At 65.0% G+C, this 19,078-nt stretch carries 6 protein-coding genes and 2 pseudogenes; 5 read left to right on the top strand and 3 right to left on the bottom strand.

Annotation, left to right across the window (positions count from 1 at the left end; all coding sequences use genetic code 11):
• Positions 1–435: 435 nt before the first annotated feature.
• The gene (locus P0D73_RS17810; RefSeq protein ID WP_408432331.1) at positions 436–693 is read right to left on the bottom strand and encodes a hypothetical protein; all 258 of its coding nucleotides are present in this window, start codon (positions 691–693) and stop codon (positions 436–438) included.
• Positions 694–1,064: 371 nt separating this feature from the next.
• On the opposite strand from P0D73_RS17810, the gene P0D73_RS17805 reads away from it, so the two are divergent.
• The 5 genes from P0D73_RS17805 to P0D73_RS17785 are packed head-to-tail and all read left to right on the top strand — an operon-like array spanning position 1,065 to position 16,548.
• On the top strand, positions 1,065–10,274 hold the full coding sequence (locus P0D73_RS17805) for a DUF4347 domain-containing protein (protein WP_408432329.1): 9,210 nt from the start codon (positions 1,065–1,067) through the stop codon (positions 10,272–10,274).
• Positions 10,275–10,302: 28 nt separating this feature from the next.
• Positions 10,303–12,057: a TolC family protein gene (locus P0D73_RS17800; RefSeq protein WP_408432327.1), complete on the top strand. Its 1,755-nt coding sequence runs from the start codon at positions 10,303–10,305 to the stop codon at positions 12,055–12,057.
• A gap of 14 nt (positions 12,058–12,071) precedes the next feature.
• Positions 12,072–12,971: an efflux RND transporter periplasmic adaptor subunit gene (locus P0D73_RS17795; RefSeq protein ID WP_408432325.1), complete on the top strand. Its 900-nt coding sequence runs from the start codon at positions 12,072–12,074 to the stop codon at positions 12,969–12,971.
• On the top strand, positions 12,968–14,323 hold the full coding sequence (locus tag P0D73_RS17790; protein WP_408178076.1) for an efflux RND transporter periplasmic adaptor subunit: 1,356 nt from the start codon (positions 12,968–12,970) through the stop codon (positions 14,321–14,323). The genes P0D73_RS17795 and P0D73_RS17790 overlap by 4 nt, the downstream gene beginning before the upstream one ends.
• Positions 14,320–16,548, top strand: a complete 2,229-nt coding sequence (locus tag P0D73_RS17785) for an HlyD family efflux transporter periplasmic adaptor subunit (RefSeq protein WP_408432323.1) — start codon at positions 14,320–14,322, stop codon at positions 16,546–16,548. The genes P0D73_RS17790 and P0D73_RS17785 overlap by 4 nt, the downstream gene beginning before the upstream one ends.
• A 951-nt stretch (positions 16,549–17,499) precedes the next feature.
• Here P0D73_RS17785 and P0D73_RS17780 read toward each other — a convergent pair.
• Both P0D73_RS17780 and P0D73_RS17775 read right to left on the bottom strand, forming a co-directional pair.
• Positions 17,500–18,201, bottom strand: a pseudogene (locus P0D73_RS17780) (ATP-binding protein); the annotation flags it as partial.
• Positions 18,202–18,709, bottom strand: a pseudogene (locus tag P0D73_RS17775) (integrase); the annotation flags it as partial.
• Between the last annotated feature and the right edge of the window lie 369 nt (positions 18,710–19,078).

Here is a 19,078-nt window from a genome sequence, read left to right as displayed (position 1 = left end):
GACGGCGGATATCGCGGCTTTTACGGCCCAGGCTACTACGAGCCCCATTACTACCCCCGTTACTATGGCCGTGGATACTACCGACATCGCGGGTGGCGCCGCTAGCGCCCGTCGAGTGTCGACGAAACTATGTCCTTTAGTCGCCCAACCCTGCCGAACGATGCTCCGCAAGCACATCAGCAGGGTAAAAGGCACTGTCAACTTCTTGGCCCGGCGTGGTATCGAACTCGCAGTACTTAAGGACAGCCAAATTAATCGACAAGGCGCTTGAACGAGATCACCATCAGGTCTGTATCGGAGTCCAGAAAGATATCCTTCAAGAATTAATCAGGCCTGATGCATTGCAGGCAGTCAAGTTGGGTGCGCTGAATCGCATCAATCACGCGAGTGCATGGAACACGCCGGACACCAGTGTCCGTTCATATTGCGTGCGAATCAGGTCTTGTCCGGTGTTTTCAGCTCGATCAACATCCGCTCGCAACCGCCTTGATCCGGCGCCATGCAGCCGAGCAAATGTTCACTGTTCGGCATCAGCATCTCGCCGGCCGTCTGAATCGCCAACGTCATGCCGGGATTCTTCTGCCACGACGAGGCCGAAACATGCAAGCGCCAACACACGATGAGCGAGAACGCCGGAGGTGTTGCGCCTGTATCTTGAAACTGCCCTTTTAAAGCGAGGGTCATTCCATACAATGAATTTAAATTCAATTCGAATTTTACATTTACATTTCTATTCTTCTAAATAATCTTACACAACTGACAGGCGGCCGCTGCGGCTGTCTTTCCATTCAGCCATAGCCGAAAACACGTGATAGCCATCCTGTTCCACGGGGAGGAACCACGCTCAAAGCCCTTACCGATGCCAGGTTTTGCAGGGCTTTCATACGTATGTCACGCCATGGCCTCATGACGTTTAAAACGCCGGATCCCAAATAGCAGTCTTAATTGTGTTTCCATTCTCCCGGCCCCAAAACTCAATAGTTAAATCTCGTTTAATCCATACCGAAGACACTTGATGTGCAAAATTAAAACAGTTAGATTGCACAACAAAAATCGGGGTAGACATGAAACTTGTTCTAGAGGCACGTCATCTGTTCGACGGCAGCATTGCCGCCGTCGCTAACAAAGCAGCGCATTCTGCACACGAACACACCCATCCCGATGCGTCGCACGCGACGACTCATGTCCACCACCATCACCACCACGGGCTGAACGCGGAGCTGCATCGCGAGTCGGCGAATGCGGCGCTCTACCCCGGCGTCCCGGCCCTCGCGCCCAACCCGCACGCAACCGAAATCCTCTTCGTCGATCCACGCGTTTCGAACTGGCAAACCTTGGCGGCGGGCGTAAAGAGCGACGTCCAGGTCGTGTTGATCGACCCGGATCGCGACGGTATCGCGCAGGTCACGGCAGCGCTCAAGGGGCGTCCGGACCTTACCGCGATCCACTTCCTCACCTACGGCCAGGCCGGTCAGCTCGAACTGGGCAACGCGCCCGTCACGGCCGCCACGCTCGCGAGCCATGCGGGCCAGGTGGCGTCGTGGGGCGACCATCTCGCCGCCAATGGCGACATCGAATTCTGGGGTTGCGACGTGGGTGCGGGCGACAGCGGCGCGGCCTTCGTCAACAGCGTTCACGCGCTGACGGGCGCGCAGGTCGGCGCATCGACCGATGCCACCGGCGCCGCGCAACTGGGCGGCGACTGGACGCTCGAACGCACCACGGGCGTACTCGCGGTCGGCACGCCGTTCACCACGGCGGCCATGGCGGCCTACACCGGTGTGCTCGACACGCCGCTCCCGACCGTCACCTTCGACCCGACCACCGTGCCCGGCGACATCCTGCTTGGCAGCACCTTCACGGAAACGGTGAACTTCTCAAACGCGGCGGGCAACGCCGTCGGCTACGGTCCGTTCATCGACCTGTTCGTGCCGTCCGACGCCAACCAGAAAGTCACGCTGACTAGCGCGACGTTCCTCGGCACGGCCGTGAGCTTCCAGAAAATCACGATCACCAACGTCGCCGGCGAAGGGCTGGGCGCGTTCAGCCCACTCGCGCTCGGCAGCGACGGTAAGCCGGTGTTCATCACCGCGCCGCCCGGCTACCAGGCCGGCGATTCGATGTACGTGCTGGTGTTGCCGTTCGGCAGCTTCACGCCGGGCCAGCCCGCCGCGGCGATCAAGCTCACGTTTACGATGGACAACAGCACTGAGCTGTCCAGCGCGCCCACGGGCCAGCCGCTGAAAATCACGGCGAGCGGCGGCTTCCAGTACGGCGCCGATCCGCTCAACGACCCAGTCGTCGACCAGTCGCTGATCGGCGCATCGACATCTTCGTCGTCGACGGTTTCGTTGCTCGACGTCAGCGCCACAACCGACCTGCACGAAGGCGAAACCGCCACCGGTCCGGACTATCCGTTCAACTACGTCGTGACGATCACGCCCGCGCCCGTCACGAACGGCGACGCGATCCAGGGTCTCGATTTCACGTTCAAGCTGCCCGACCAGGTGGAATACACCGCCGGCACGATCGGCATCACCGGCCCCGGCGGCGTCACCGGCACGGCCACGTTCCATCCGGGCACCGGCGGCCCGGGCACGGCGGGCGGCACCGTTACGATCCATTTCGACTCGCTCGGCACCGACGCCAGCGGCGCGCCGATCGTTATCAAGATTCCGGTCTTCGTGCCGCAATTCGACGCCAACGGCGTGGCCGTGCTGACGCCGGACGGCGCGCCGCGCACGATCGACACGACCGCGATCTACAGCTACACCGGCGCGTGGCAGGCCACCACCGCGTCCGTCGATCACGCCGCCGGCCTGCAGCCCATCTCCGGCAACAGCTCGACCAACACGGATTCGACGTCGTTCGTCGCGAAGGCGCTCGCCATCCAGGTCACCGACAACTCGATGAACGGCAACATCGTGCCGGGCGAGCCCGTCACGTATTCGATCGCCTTCGAAGTGTCCGATTATTTCTCGCTGAACAACCTGAAAATCGCCGACCTGATCGGCGACGGCGTGACGCTGCTGGCGCCCGGCGACGTCGGTTACGTGACGCCGACGCTCCAGCTCACGAGCGGCGGCGCGACCCAGACGCTTCAGTTCGACGACTTGCCCAATAACACGCCGGCCGTCGTCAACGGCGAAACGGTGAACGCGAGCGGCTCCAGCGTCACCTGGGATTACAGTCGCGACGACAGCGCCGGCGGCACCGGCGCGACCACCGTGAACTTCAACGTCGGCATGCTGATCAGCATGATCGAAGGCGGCGCGCTCGGCTCGGTGCTGGTGGGCGGCGAAGTCGGCAACCCCGGCGCAACGTCGGTCGGCCCGACGCAAGGCGTGATCTCGTTCGTCGCCAAGGTGCTCGACAAGTACACCAACGCCAACAGCGGCGCGAGCCTGCGCGAAAAGGACACGATTTCCGACACGGTCACGCTGGCCGGCACGAGCGCGACGGTCGTGGCGGTCGACACCACGGCGCAGACCATCACGAATCCCAACCTCGGCACGGTCAGCGACGGCTCGACAGTCACCGACACCGTCGCGCCGGGTTCGATGGTGCTAAGCGTAATCGCGGTGAACGGCGACACCAGCAATACCACGGTCATCGAACCGGGCGACACCGTCACGTATGGCATCACGTACACGCTGACCACCGGCGACTACGGCAACCTCGACCTGACGGCCTTTCTGCCCGAGCCGGTCTTCAACACCGCCGACCCGCTGTCGAACGGTACCAACCTCGTCTCCTCGCAAGACACGAACAGCGCCGACATCGTGCCCGCCGCCGGCACCTACAAGGTGATCGACCCGCTCACCGGCGAGACGAGCACGCCGGCCGTGGTCGCCAACGGCACGGCGAACAGCATCTCGTTCAATTTCGGCACTCGCGACGACCCCAACAACACGCCCGGCCAGCAGGTCCAGGTACAGTTCAGCGTGGTGGCGTCAAACAAGCCGTTCGCCGACGGCCTCGCGCTGACCAGCCAGGGCACCAGTTCGTACACCAACGCGGCGGGCGACACGGTCGCCGCGTCGGCCATCAAGCAGACGCCGCTGGAAGAGCCTGAAGTGACGGTCAAGACCGGCGTGGTGTCGACTACCGGCGACAGCGCCGGCAACCCGTCGAAGGGTACTTTTTCGCCGGATACGTCCAACCCGAACGCCGCCAACCCGGGGCCCCCGCAGACGGGCATCCCGCCGAGCGGCACGAGTGGTCCGTTCGCGGTCGCCGGAACGGCGGTGGGCACGTTGTTCAGCCCGAGCGGCGCGAGCGATCCGGCTTCCGCGCTGAATTCCGACGACCTCAACGTCAGCGGCGTCGATGGCGGCGACCTGGTGCGCGTGGTGTCGACGGTCGACAACGAAGGTCACGCAACCGCCTGGGACGTCAACGTGCAAGGCACGCTGCCGCCCGGCTACACCACCGCCGACGTCCACAACTTCGCGGTCTACAACTCGGCGGGCCAGTTGATCACCGGCCTGTCCGGCACGGCGGAAGCCGACTATTTCAGCACCGGCCTCACCGTCACCACCGGCACGCAGGGCATCGCCGCCGGCGACAAGGTCTACGTCGTGTACGACCTGGGCCTGAAAGCCACGCAGACGACCGGCACCACGCTCGTGGCAAGCTCGGAGATCGTCAACTGGGCGAGCGTCGCGGGCGGCGTGGCGGCGGGCAACGGTTTCGTCACGGGCACCGGCGCGAACGAGCAGACGCTCGGCGAAAACGCGGCGGCGCTGTCGGACTCGGCAACCATCGCCGTCACCGCGCCCACCATAGCGAAGACCGTCATTGGCAGCAGCGATGCGGACGTGCCGCTCAACGATGTCGTACTCGGCGAGTCCGTGCAGTACCAGATCACCGTCACGGTGGCGGAAGGCGTGACGTCGAACGGCAGCAGCGACATCATCGTGACCGATACGCTGCCGGCCGGCATGACGCTCGCCAGCGTCGACGGAATCACCTTCAACGGCGTCGCGGGAAGCGGCAACGCCTCGGTCTCCATCGTCGGCGGCCAGACCGTGCTCACGTTCGATCTGGGCCCGACACTGACCAACAGCCAGCTCGACGCCAACGGCACGGTGGTCATTAAGTACACCGCCACCCTCGCCCCAGGCGCGACGCCCGATCCGGGTGGCACCTTTCAGAACACCGCGGTCCTTTCATACGACACCAACCAGACCGCGCGCGCCAGCACCACGCTCACCGAACTCGATCCGAGCGTGACCGAGCACATGACGGTAGCCGACAGCAACACCGGCGCGCCGATCGCGAACAACGGCACGGTATTCAGTAACGAAGACCTGACCTACACGGTCACGCTGACCAACAACGGCACCGGCATTGCCAACGATGTATCCGATCTGCTCAATCTGCCGCCCGGCCTGATCTACGACGCGGGCACGCTGGCATATACCGGCGGCGGCACGGGCGGCAGCGTCTCCGGCAGCGGCCCGCTGGACATCATGGTCGGCGCGCTCGGCGTCGGCCAGACTGCGACGTTCACGTTCCAGGCGCACGTAGCCACCAACCAGCCGGCCGGCACCACGATGACGGTCGACACGTCGGCCACGGCCACGCCGGTCACGTATTACTCGCTGCCGGGTGCGCAGCAGGGGCATCAGTTCACCGCCAACAGCGCGACGCAAACCGTGCAGATCGGCCAGATCACGCCGACGCTGTCAATCAGCGGCGAATCGAACAACACGGACCCGACGAACCCGCCGGCGCAGAACAATACGCAAGCGACTACCGAAGCCACGGTCGGCGAAGTGGTCACGCTGCACGGTGTGGTGCAGATTCCGGAAGGCGCCAACCCGGCCACGCTGACCTTCGACCTGCCGCCCGGCATGGAATATCTGCCGGGCAGCGTGACGTTCACGCTGGTCAGCCCGGACGGCGACATCGTTTCGAGCAACAACGCGATCTCGGGGCTGCCGCAGATGCAGGACGGCACGCCGGGCGGCGCGAACTTCCTGTCGCCGTCGGGCGCCACGAACACCGTCAGTTCGGCTGACGACGTCGCCACCTTCCGTCCGGGCAACGCGCTGCCGCCGGGCGCGATCACCGTCAACGGCAACACCGTCACCATCGACCTCGGCACGCTCTCCAATAACGACGGCAAGGCGCAGGCCAACTTCGTCATCGTCCAGTTCAACGCGGTGGTCGAGAACATCGCCAGCAACATGCCGGGTACGGTGCTTTCGGCGTCGATGTCGGTGAACAGCGGCGCCGCCACGTCGAACAGCGTCGCCGTCGCCGTCGACGCACCGGCCGTCACGCTGACGAAAACCGCGACCGCCGTCGACAACGCCGACGGCACCGTCACGTACCAGGTCACTGTGCACAACGCGGGTTCGTCGACGGCGTACAACGTCGCCGTCGACGACCAGGCCGTGGCGAACGAAAGCGGCATCGCATTCATCGGCGCGACCGGCAGCGCCGTGGGCGGCGTCGATTCGACGACCGGCAGTGACCTGCATTACACGCTGGGGTCGCTCGCCGCGGGCGGCACCGAGGTCATCACGTACACGGTGAACGTGGCCTCGGGCATGACGGTGCAGAACGATACGGCCGTCGCGACGTGGCAAAGCCTCGCCGGGCCGCAGACCTTCAACGGCTCGACCACCGGCGCGGCCGGCACGGACACCGGTCCGCGCGACTTCGACCCGGGTCTGAACCCGGCGGTCAACACGTACCGCGCGAGCGCATCGACCGACATCGGCACCGCGCAGGGCCGGGTCTGGCAAGACCTCGGCAACGACACGACGACCTTCTCGCAAACCGGTGGCTCGAACGACACGCCGCTGGCCGGCGTCACCGTCACGGCGACGATCACGCAGCCCGACGGCACGGTCGTCCACGAAACCACCACTACGGGCGCGGACGGCACGTACAACTTCGGCGTGCTGCCCGACGGCACGGTCGTGATTTCGCTCGCGGGCAACATACCGGCCGCCGACACGCTGGTCTTCGACCCGGACGGGTCGATCAGCAACAGCCCGCCGACGGCGACGTTCATATCCGGCGGCAACGCACAGAGCAATGTGGACTTCTCGTTCCAGGCGCCGGACACCGCGCCGGTCATCACGAACTGGAACGGCAGCGTCAACTACACCGAAGGCGGCGCACCCGTGACACTGGCCGGCTCAGCCAGTGCGCTCGACAACGAGATCGCCGCGCTCGGCGGTGACTTCGATGGCGCGACGCTGACGGTCCAGCGCTACAACGGCGCGACCGCCGCGCCCGTCGGCACCGACCTGTTCACGGGCACGGCCCAGCTGATGCTGTCCGGCGGCAACGTGACGTTCGGGGGCAGCGTGCTCGGCACTTACACGGAGGCGAACGGCAAGCTGTCGATCACGCTCGGCGCCGGCGCCACGAACGCGGCCGTCACCGAAGTGCTCGACAACCTCGCGTATTCGAGCACTGATACCAGCACGGTGAGCACCGGTATCAAGATCGGCGTGACGCTCGACGACCACAACACGACCGGCGCGCAGGGCACGGGCGGCGTAATGACCAGCACGCCCGTATTCGTCACCGTCAACGAAGTGCCGCAGACCGGCATCGTGACAGCCACCTTCGACGATCCGAACAACTCGGACCCGGCTGCCGCGGCCGTAGTGGTGGACCCGGGGCTGGCGGTGACGAGCGCCGACACGTTCTCGGGCGCGACGGTGCAGATCGCCAATTACCGGCCGGGCGAGGACGTCCTCGTCGCAGGCACGATGCCGAGCGGCGTCACCGCCTCGTTCGACACGGCCACCGGCACGATGACGCTGAGCGGCTCGAACCTGAGCGCGGCCACCGTCCAGGCGGCGCTGCGGGCAGTCGAGTACTACGATTCCAACGACACCCCCGACACGACCACGCGCCAGGTCACCATTTCGGTGATGGACAGCACGACCGGCACGACGACGAACGCCGCCGCCGCGGCGATCCAGATCGTCGCGCACAACGATTCACCGGTGCTGGCCGGCAACCCCGTGTCGATCGGCACGCCCGAGGATTCCGGCACGCCGGAAGGCGCGGTCGGCACGCTGGTGTCGGCGCTGACGGGCGGCGGCAACGTGACCGACAGCGACGGCGCGAACGCGCATGGCGGCAGCACGCCAGGCGGCCTCGGCGTCGCCATCACGCAGGCGGACACGAGCGAAGGCTCGTGGTGGTATTCGACCGACGGCGGCGCGAGCTGGACCGAATTCGCGGGCAGCGGCTTGCCGGTAATCTCCGCGACGAACGCGCTGCATTTGGCCGCCGACGCCAACACGCGGATCTTTTTCGAGCCGAATCCGAACTGGAACGGCACGGTGCCGAATGCGCTGACGTTCCGCGGCTGGGACCAGTTCGACGGCGCCGCCAACGGCTCGCTGTCGGCGTTGCCGAGCGGACTCGGCAGTGGCGTCGACACGAGCGGTTCGGCGTATACGGCGACGGCCGAGACGATTGGCTTCAGCGTGAACGCGGTCAATGACGCGCCGCTCGCGAGCGGCTCCGCCACGCTGCCTGCCACGCCCGAAGACACCGCCGCGCCGGCGGGGGCGACGGTCGGCACGCTGTTCGGCGGTAATTTCTCCGACACCGCCGACCAGCAGCAGAGCGGCGCCAATCCGACCGGTTCGACGGCCAACACGCTGGCCGGCATCGCGATCACCGGCAACGGCGTGGATCCGTCGCAGGGCGCCTGGCAATACTCGACCGACAACGGCGCGACCTGGAACACGATCGCGGCGACTGGCCTCAGCGATTCGAACGCGCTGGTGTTGTCGTCGTCGGCAGAATTGCGCTTTGTGCCCGCGGCGAATTTCAACGGCACGCCGGGACAACTCACGACGCGCCTGATCGATTCGTCCAGCGTGGCGATTGCCGGTTCGGTGACCGGCGCGGACCTCGCCGCAGGCGACACGGCGCTTACCGGCGTCGACGTATCGGGCGCGCATAACGGCGGCACGACCGCGGTCAGCGCGGCGACGGTCGATCTCGGCACCGTCGTCAGCGCGGTCAACGATGCGCCGCTCGCGAGCGGCAATGCCACGCTCGGCACGGTGAGCCCGGACGATCCGAACCCGCCGGGCGACACCGTCGGCGGACTGTTCGGCCACAGTTTCAACGACGGCGCGGACCAGCAGCAGAGCGGCGCCAATCCGACCGGTTCGACGGCGAACACGCTGGCCGGCATCGCGATCACCGGCAACGGCGCGGAGCCGTCGCAGGGCACGTGGCAGTACTCGAGCGACGGCGGCAAAACGTGGACCGACGTGCCCGCTACGGGCCTCGGCGACAACGATGCGCTCGTGCTGTCGGCAACGGACGGGCTGCGTTTCAAGCCGTCCGGCTCGTTCAGCGGGACGCCGGGCGGCCTGACAGTGCGGCTGATCGAAACCACGGACACCTCGGGCAGCCCGGTCGCCGACGCCACCGGAGTCAACCTCGGCGCGGTGGGCGGCACGACGCAGTACAGCGCGTCGACTGTGCTGCTGTCGACCCAGGTCTCGAATTCGAACCGACCGTTCTTCTCCGAACCACAAGACCTGATCCCCGACTTCAACGCGCCGAACGACTACAACAAGCTGACCGATTCGAACGGGCTCGATAACTCACAGTTCCCCGACGACAACCTGGTCACGCCGTCCGAAGGCCGCGGCTACCGGACGAGCCTGTCCGGCGAGCCGATCATTCCGCAGGTCTGGCTGAGCGGCTCGGTCGGCAACCGCTTCGTGATCGAAGAGCAGCACGCGATCATCCAGGTGCCGGCGAACCTGTTCGACGATACGTACCAGGGCGCGGAGCTTTCCTACGACGCCCGCAGCCCCGGCGGCGGACCGCTGCCGCAATGGCTGCTGTTCGACGCGCGCAACCTGACGTTCACCGGCACGCCGCCGCGGGGCACGCACGGCACGGTCGAAGTGGAGATCGTCGGGCGCGACCAGTTCGGCAACGAGGCAACGGCGACGTTCCAGATCATGGTCGGACGCGAGCCGCACGATCTCGATCAGATGCTCAAGCGCCTGGTCGTCAAGGATGCGCCCGCGCCAGTTGCGCGCACGCATGCGCCGGAGCATGGCCAGCCGGTGCACGGACGGCATGACGTACAGCATCAGCCTGCGCACCCGCAACCTCAGCAGCACCCGCAGCAACACGCCCAACTGGGACGCAGTGCGTTTTCTGCGCAGTTGCGCGACGCGGGGCCCATCGGAAGGATTCTCCAGGCACGGCAGATCGTGCAGACGATCGCTGAAGTCGCTCCGGTGGAGTCCGCCTGATTCACTTTCCATAAAGCGAACTGAAAAAATGAAAACTCCAACCGGCGACCGCTTCAATGCGGCGCGGTCGAAAGCGGCGCCGACCACGCCGCAACGCGAACCGCAGTTGTCAGCGGTACGCCTCGGGCTGACGGGCGCAACGCTGCTGTCGGCGGCGTTGCTCTCGGCGTGCGCGGTGAAGCCGCAACCGATCTCGCAGGCCGAGCATCTGCAACGCGCAAAGGATGACTACACGACGCTGTACTCGACCTACGTGCCACTACGCGGGCCGCTAACGCTGCCCGACGCGATCGCCCGCTCGCTCAAGTACAACTACGACGCGCAGCTCGCAAAAACCGAGGAAACGCTGCAGGACCGCCAGCTCGATCTCGCGATCGCGCAAATGCTGCCGCGGCTCGCGGCCAACGCGGGGTACGACTGGCGCAACAACGAAAACGCGGCGGAAAGCGTGTCCGTGGTGACGCGTCAGCAGTCGCTGGAACCCTCGTTCTCCGAGTCGCCTTCGCACGCCACCGCTTCGCTTGAACTGTCGTGGAACCTGCTCGACGTCGGCGTTAGCTATTTCCAGGCGAAGCAGCAGGGCTATCGCACGTACGTGGCGGTGGAGCGTCGCCGGAAAGTGATCGACGGGCTCGTCAAGAGCACCCAGGAAGCGTACTGGAAAGCAGTCGCCGCCGACCGCCTGCTGCCGCGTCTCCAGCCGCTGCTCGTCGACGCGCAGAAGATGCTCGACAACTCGCGCGAGGCGAGCCGCGAAAAGCTCGTGTCGCCGCTGCAAGGGCTCGATTTCCAGCAGAACATGCTGTCGGTGGTCGGCCAGTTGCGGCACATGCAGACCGATTTGAACACCGCCAAGGTGACGCTCGCGTCGTTGATCAACGTGCCCGGCGACGCGCCAATCGAATTCGCGCCGATGGAGCTGGACATGAGCACGGCCACCACCAGCGTCGATCCGCGCAAGCTCGAGATGATCGGTCTCGCGATGCGCCCCGAACTGCGTGAAGAGGCGTATCAGGGAAAGATCGACCAGCAGGACGTCTACAAGGAAATCGTCAAGATGCTGCCGGGCGTGGGCCTGCTGGGCAGCCTCAACTACGACACCAACCGCTACCTGTTCAACCCGAACTGGGCGCAGCTCGGCGTGAACGCCACTTTCAACCTCGTCAACCTGATCGAAGGGCCGAAGGCCATCGCGGCGGCTAAAACGTCCGTCGAAGTGTCTCGCCAGCGCCGGCTCGCGTTGAGCGTCGCGGTGCTGACACAGGTGAACCTGAGCTATCAGGAATACCTCGCGGCGGCGCAGGATCTCGACATCGCGAAGCAGATCGACGACGTCGAGCAGAAAATCCGCGTGGCGTCGGCGAATGCGTCGCGCGCCGAGGAGGAATCGGAAGCCGACCGCGTGCGGCGCGAGCTGGCGTCGATGGTGTCCGAGTTCACCTACGACCGCACGGTGGCCCAGGTGCATACCGCGTTGACGAATCTGTACACGTCGGTCGGTGTGGACCTCGTGCCGCCGAACGCGGACACCGACGATCTGGCGACCTTGAGCCGCAGTGTGAAAAGCGCGATTGCCGGCTGGGAAGCGGGTCAGTTGCCTGAATTGAGTATGGCCATGCCGGCTGCTGCCGCGGCGCAACTCGGGTCGGCGACAGCGCCGGGAGCGGCTGACGCGGCTCCGGCCACGGCAACGGCAACGGCTCCGCTGGCTGCGACCACGGTTCCGGCCGGCGCGCAAATCACAAGCATCGCCGCGGCGCAGATTTCGCCGTCAGCGAAATGACCACGAAGTCGAAGGTGAAGAAGTTGAAATCGATGAGGTTGCAGGTAACGAAGTTCACGCGCGGTGGCCTGGCAATGGTTGCATTGGGGTTAGGTGTATCGACGGGTTCGTTCGCGTTGGCCGCGCCGACGCCCGCTGCCGGTCTGGCCACCGCCACGGCCAACGCCGTCACACCGGTCAGGCCCATTACGCCGGCCGCACAGCCTGTGGCGGCCGCCCAACCCGCAGCGTCTGAAATCCGCGTACAGGTCGTGGCCGAAACCAGCGCGACCATCGGCGCGCCGATGTCCGGCCGGCTCAGCCAGTTTGCGCTGCGCGACGGCGATCGCTTCAGGCAGGGCCAGGTCATCGCGCGCTTCGTGTGCGCGGAGAAGGAAGGCGCGCTCGCACATGCGCGAGCCGTGTTCGACGGCCGCCAGATCGTGAACGCCAGCAAGCAGCGGCTGCACGCGCTCGGCTCGACAAGCGACGTGGAGTACAAGGTCGCGGAAGCCGACGAAGAACAGGCTGCCGCCGACGTGAAAACCGCGCAGACGCTGGTCGACACCTGCGTGGTGGCCGCGCCGTTCACGGGCCGCGTGTCCGCCGTGTTTGCGCACAACTTCCAGTTCCTGCAGACCGGCGCGCCGCTGCTCGATGTGTTGAGCGACAGGAATCTCGACCTCGAAATGATCGTCCCGTCGATGTGGCTTGCGTGGTTGAAGCCGGGCAACACCTTCAACGTCGCCATCGACGAAACCGGCAAGACCTACCCCGCCACGCTGACGCGCCTGTCCGGCAAGGTCGACGCAGTAAGCCGTTCGATCAAGGTCTACGGTCACATCGACAACCCGCCCGATACACTGTTGCCGGGCATGAGCGGTCGCGCCGTCTTCACGCCGCCCGCCGGTACAGCCGTGTCAGCGCGGCAATGAACGCGCCCAATCCTGGCCAGGCGCTCAACTATCAGTTGCTGCGCCTCGGCGCGCTGCTGCAACTCGAACAGCGGGCGCGCGCGGCGAGCCGTCACGAACTCGAATTCCTGATCGTCAACGAGACGGCGGGAATCGTCGCGTACCAGCAGGCCGCGCTGTGGCAGAACCCGGCGGCCGGCGGCGCGCCGTTGATATTGTCCGGTGTCGCCACGCCCGACGAAGGCGGCCCTTACTACCTGTGGCTCGACCGCGTCTGCGCGGCGATCGGGCGCGGCGCCGACGCGCACCAGTCGCACGGCGTGAACGCGGCCGACCTGCCCGAGGCGCTCGCGCGCGAATGGCCCGAGTGGTTCCCCGCTAACGCGATGTGGTGTCCGCTGACGTGGCGCGACGGTGTGCTGGTCGGCGGGTTGCTGCTCGGCCGCACCGACCCGTGGAACGACGGCGAGCGGCAGTTGCTCGACGCGCTCGCCGGCACCTATGCGCAAAGCCTGCTGCTGCATCAGCGCCTCCGCGAAACGGGCTTCTGGCGGCGCCTGCCTGCGAAGCGCCGGCCGCTGGCGATCGCCGCCGCGGTGCTGCTGCTGGCCGCGTTGCTGCCGGTGCGCGAATCCGTGCTCGCGCCCGCTGAAATAGTGCCGATCGATCCCGCGCCCGTACGCGCGCCGTTTGATGGGGTGGTCGGCGGCTTGCGCGTCGCGCCCAACCAGACCGTGCACGTCGGCGAGCCACTGGTGTCGCTCGATCGCACGCAACTGCAAACGCGCCTTGCCGTGACGCAGAAAGCGCTCGACATGGCGCGCGAAGAATACAGCGACACGTCGCAGCAGGCGATGAGCGACGACAAGGCCAAAGGCCGTCTCGCGATGCTCGTCAGCAAGGTCGCCCAGGAGCAGGCTGAGCTCGCCTACGACCAGGACATGCTGACGCGCGCCGACATCACAGCACCGTCCGACGGCATTGCCGTTTTCGACGACAGCAGCGAGTGGGTGGGCAAGCCCGTCGCGCTCGGCGAACGGATCATGATGGTCGCGTCGCCGACGCATACGCAGTTGCAGATCGAAGTGCCGGCGGCGTCGGTGGTCTCGTTCAAGCCGGGTTCCGAAGTGGTGTTCTTCAGCAACCTGTCGCCCGACGAACCCGTGTACGGCAAGCTGGTTTTCGCGAGCTATTCGAGCACGCTGACCGCCGACGGCGTGATGTCGTACGCGTTCCGCGCCGCGCTCGCTCCCGGCGTGACGCCGCGCCTCGGGCTGAAAGGCACCGCGAAGATTTACGGACCGCGCCGCGTGCTCGCGTTGTGGTTGTTGCGGCGCCCGCTGGCGGTGCTGCGCGAGTGGGTGTCGGTATGAGCACCGCTACCGCCGGCCCCGCGACCGCCGCCGGCGCGGCTATCGGCGCACCGGTCGCCGAAGCGGATGGCGCTTCGGCAGCGACTGGAGGAGCGCCGCCGGTTGCCTTGCCGCGGTTGCGCGAAGACCTGAAGCTGCTTGCCGGCGGCGCGTCCGCCGACGGCAGTCCCACCTGGACATTGCAGGATCCCGCGCGGCACCGGTTCATCCGGATCGGCTGGCTCGAATTCGAGATTCTCGCGCGCTGGACACTCGGCAATACCGACGCCGTCGCCCGCTCCGTGTCGAGCGAAACGACCCTTCGCGCGACGTCGCAAGACGTGCTCGACGTGCTGTCCTTTCTGCATCGCGCCGGCCTGATCGCGCCCTTCGGCCCAGCCGCGATGGACCGCCTCGCCGTCGAAAACAGCGGCAAGCGGCTGTCCGCCGCGCGCTGGCTGCTGAAAAACTATCTGTCGATCAAGATCCGCCTCGTCAATCCCGACCCACTGCTAAGCGCGGTGGTGCCGCGCATCGGCTGGGTGTTCACACGCGGCTTCGTGACGCTGCTCGGACTGCTTGCGCTGCTTGGTTTTTATCTGATCAGCCGCCAGTGGTCCGCTTATACGCATAGCCTGCTGCATCTGTTTTCGTTGCAGGGCGCGCTGATGGTGGGGATCGCGTTGACGTCCGCGAAGGTCGTTCACGAAGTCGGCCACGGCGTGATCAGCAAGCGCATGGGCTGCCGGGTACCGTCGATGGGCGTCGCGTTGCTGGTGCTGTGGCCCGTGCTGTGGACCGACACCACCGACGCATGGCGTCTGACCGACCGCCGCAAGCGCCTCGCCATCGACGCCGCCGGCATGCTCGCCGAGATGACGCTGGCGATCGTGGCGTCGCTGGCGTGGTCCCTGTTGCCCGACGGGCCGTTGCGCACCGGCGCGTTTTTGCTGTCGAGTTCGACGTGGCTGCTGACCATTGCCGTCAATGTGAATCCGCTGATGCGCTTCGACGGTTATTTTTTGCTGTCCGACTGGCTCGACGTGCCGAACCTCCAGGAGCGCGGCTTCGCGATGGGACGCTGGTGGTTGCGCGAGATATTGTTCGGTCTCGGCGACCCGCCGCCCGAACGCTTCGCGCCTGCTAAACGACGCGTGCTGATCATCTATTCGCTGGCCGCGATGGTGTATCGCTTTTCGCTGTTTCTCGGCATCGCGCTCGTCGTGTATCACATGGCGTTCAAGGCGCTTGGGCTGTTTCTGATGTGCGTGGAAATCGGCTGGTTTCTGGTGCGGCCGATTGTCGGCGAGATCGCGATATGGCGGCGGCGTCTTGGCGGCGCGCGTCCCGACCGGCGGGCAGTCATCAGTTTGAGCCTGCTGGGCGTGGCGTTGGTGCTGTTTGTCGTACCCTGGCATCGCGACCTGTCCGCACCCGCGCTTTTGCGGGCCGGCAAGCAGACGACGTTATATGTCGCGGAGCCTGGACAGTTGCTGAAGTTATCCGTCGACGGGACACGTGTTGCTGCCGGCAACCCGGTGTTCGTGCTGGCGTCGCCGACGGTTGCGTACCACAAGGCCGTTGCGGTGGCGACGCTGGAGGGCGTCGACACGCGGATGAAGGGACAGTCGTTCGATCCCGAACAGGCCGCAATGATTGGTGTTGGGCAGCAGGAACTCGAAGGCGCGCTGGCGACGGTTGATCAGGTCGCTTCCCAGGAGGCCTTGCTGACCGTGCGGGCTCCTTTTTCCGGTGTGCTCACCGATGTGCCTGCCGGCTTGCGGGCGGGGGAATGGTTGCCCCGGCGGGAAGTGCTGGGGATGTTGATCGATCCTTCTTCGCAGATCGTCGAGGCTTATATCGGCGAGGCTGATCTTGGACGCGTTCATCCCGGCGCCCGCGCGCGGTTTTTTCCCGAGAACGGAGATGCGGGGGTGGAGCTCGCTGTTGTCAGCGTCGGGAGTGTTTCCGTGCGGGCGCTGGATGTGCCTGAGCTTGCTTCTGTCTATGGCGGTGGGGTTGCGGTTCGCAAGGATAGCGAGAATCGGCTTGTGCCTGAGACCGCGGTTTATCGGGCGGTGCTTGCGCCCTCCCCGGCTGGATCTGGTTTTGCCGCGGCTGGCGGAGAGCCTCTTGTCCCCAAGCGGCTGCGTGGCTCCGTTCGGATCGAGGCCGATCGTAGCAGCCTCCTCGGACGGGTCTATCAACGTGCCGTCGCTGTCGTTATTCGTGAGAGTCAGTTGTAGTCTGGTTTTTTTCGTTCGCACTTTCGCTGTTGTCTGGTGCTGATTTATCACTGAGAGATTGATGCGTTGCCCTGTACGGGCAATGCTCTCAGCTTAAGCGCCATCACCGGACAGCACACGCAATTCAAGATGGGCCAAGATCGATTAGTCGACCGGCGTAAAACGAAGTAAAGTCGTCACCAAAAACGAAGTAAGGTCGTCAACACCCGGTTTTGCGTATCGCACACGACAGTTTTGGGGCGTCGATCGTTGGAAGCTTCTCAAGCACCGCCCCTGGCACCTGAGCCCGCGAGCTGCAGGTCGCGATCGTCAATGCCAAGGCGAAAGCCGCCTGCCATGCGATTATGGAAATGTCGCGCGATAGCAATACGATGCTCGTTGCGCATCGCTGGCTTCGTTGCAAAAGCTGGAGGCGATCGGGTTGCGTAAAGCGCGCCGCAGCGCGCACAACGATACGGTGAGCCCACAAGACTCGCGTTGAGGATGTAGGGTGCCTCCTGCCCGCAATGCTGGCATCTCGTCTCAAGCTTCTGTCGGTGAGCGGGACACCGGTTTTCACTGAACATCTGGTACGTCACGCTGTGATGACCAAGCGATGTGCATTGCCTGCAGTACGGGAAAACCGGGTGATACCGTCCCCGCTGGCCAGGGTCAAGGAGTGAAGCGCGCAGCACGTTGCCGGCAGTAGCAGCATGCGCCTCAAATGCTTCAGATCAATGACATCACGTATCGGCTCAACGCCTTCGTACGGGTCAATGTCCCGATCCATCAGCCGGACCAGTGCGTGCCCGGGTAGTCCATTTGCACGCGCGAACTTCCACAGGATCGATACGATCGATTCACCAGGCAACAGCCACTCTGCATCGAATATGAAGCCCAATGCCGGGGTCAGTCGTCGCTCATCGAGGCTGACGATCGGAAAGCGCGGCGCAATGAGCGCCGGGCGCCTCCTTACGCGTGGACGAGCACACGCCCGGTTGCATGGCGCGACTGGACATAGGCGGAGCGGCGCACCGCGTGTGCTCACGAGGATGGGTCCGGGCAATACCCTGGAGCATCCATGAGTTGGCTATCCTTGAGCACAACCTCGACGGCCCGTGCGAACGATTCCATCGGCGCCTCCAGACGGCCAGGCAGGGTCGCCTTGTGATGCGCGGCCTCGAAGGCATTCCAGAGTACGGCCGCATCGTTGACAAGTCGATAACCTGCATCGAACGCCTGTGGCAGGTAGAACCTCGTGAAGCTCCACTGCCTGCCCTCGGGATAGGCGGTCTGGTCGTAACCGTTCAGACACGTGGCGACATCTTCGGCATTGCGGATGCCGAGGAAAGCAAGTTCTTCGACCATCAGGCGCGCGACGATCTGCGTCTTGCCGGCGATCTGCAGTGCGCTCTTCTGGGCGAGCAACTCCTGCTGACCAACGAGGAACGTGAACAGCTTGATCTGCTGGCGGTCGAGTGCATCGTGTACATCCCTCAGCCACTCGTATTCGCTTTCGTTGTAACGTTGCGCCTCATCGCAAAAGAGCAGAACCGTCCCGCTGCCAGCGCGCGCAGCCGCTTCCCGGATCCGCAGCGAAAGCCGCATGCGTTTTGTGGGGTTGGTGCCCGCGTTCGGATCATGATCGCCGACAGCTTCCAGCAGGTTTGAAAAGCGCCACGCACCTTGTGCATCAAGGACACCGATCTCGCTGCCATCAGCGATGGAAAGCACGTACGCAGCGCAGATCGTCAGCGTTGATGTAGACGCGAAGCGACTGGCCAATCAGCTGGGCGCTGCTGGCTAGGACCATGTTGGTATAGCGCACGCCGAACAGGTTAATGTGAGGACGGACGCCGAGCGCAAGATAGCCGCGCACACGGCAGTGCCGCGCGGATTGCATCAGGCATAACTTACGTCGGCGCACTTCGGGCAACCAGGCCAGCAGTTGCCCTCTTCCACGAACAAAGAACTCCATCGCTTCGAGCGGCGTCGCGCCATTCAGCCCTCCGTGAAGCGTGCCGTGATAGCTTGCAATCGAATAAGTGATCAACTCGTCCAGCCCATCGAGCGACACATACAGGCGGAGATTACCTTTCGGGTCGGCCAGCGCGCGGCGCAGGTCACGAGGATGGGAGCCCGTGTAACCTGGGAGGCGTAAGGACAGCCTGCTAGCGATTGTGACCATCCCGAGAAAGACGCTGCCAGTGCCCGCGTGCAGCACCCATGCGAACATGGGCAGCACCGCTAGAATCGACAGGAACTGCGGCACGACCAGCAAACGGCTGCGCGGAAAGCGGTCGGAATACATCCCCGCGCTCAGGGACGCGAAGATACCGACGCCGCCCGTGACAAAGCCCACGAGCATCGACGTCGAGGTCGGCAGATGCAGCACCCGGATGCCATACGTGGTCATGTAGTGGCCCACCACATACACGGTGATGGTCAGGCCGATCAGCACGCAACAGGCGAGCACCAGTTCGGACAGGTGCGCATCGACGATGCCGCGCAGCAGCTCGCGATTGCTCTTCACCGCGTGTTCGGCGCTGAG

Source organism: Paraburkholderia sp. RL18-101-BIB-B (assembly GCF_046026985.1).
GTDB lineage: Bacteria > Pseudomonadota > Gammaproteobacteria > Burkholderiales > Burkholderiaceae > Paraburkholderia.
Note: the sequence above shows the minus strand (reverse complement) of the source record. Positions and strands in the feature narration are given on the sequence as shown.

Bases quoted from the DNA above. Each gene is read 5' to 3' on its own strand.
- P0D73_RS17805 (WP_408432329.1), top strand. From the start codon at position 1,065: ATGAAACTTGTTCTAGAGGCACGTCATCTGTTCGACGGCAGCATTGCC.
- P0D73_RS17800 (WP_408432327.1), top strand. From the start codon at position 10,303: ATGAAAACTCCAACCGGCGACCGCTTCAATGCGGCGCGGTCGAAAGCG.
- P0D73_RS17790 (WP_408178076.1), top strand. From the start codon at position 12,968: ATGAACGCGCCCAATCCTGGCCAGGCGCTCAACTATCAGTTGCTGCGC.
- P0D73_RS17785 (WP_408432323.1), top strand. From the start codon at position 14,320: ATGAGCACCGCTACCGCCGGCCCCGCGACCGCCGCCGGCGCGGCTATC.